The sequence below is a fragment of the Bacillus cereus group sp. BfR-BA-01379 genome, assembly GCF_022663605.1.
GTDB lineage: Bacteria > Bacillota > Bacilli > Bacillales > Bacillaceae_G > Bacillus_A > Bacillus_A mobilis.
Window position 1 is genome coordinate 1 of the sequence record NZ_JAKUFT010000301.1, and the last position, 228, is coordinate 228.

Here is a 228-nt window from a genome sequence, read left to right on the forward strand (position 1 = left end):
GATAAAGAACAAGAGAAGCCAAAACCAGGTGATGATAAAGAACAAGAGAGACCAAAACCAGGTGATGATAAAGAACAAGAGAAACCAAAACCAGGTGATGATAAAGAGCCAGGGAAACCAAAACCAGGTGATGATAAAGAACAAGAGAAACCAAAACCACCAGTTCCACACGATCAAATTACAGTATCCCCAATAACTGGAGATATTTTGGTGGAGTGGTATGCTGGG

1 protein-coding gene is annotated in these 228 nt (G+C 40.8%); it reads left to right on the top strand.

From position 1 onward, the window contains the following. A partial coding sequence (locus MR113_RS27955) for a hypothetical protein (protein ID WP_396022507.1) occupies window positions 1–228 on the top strand: 228 nt, incomplete at both ends.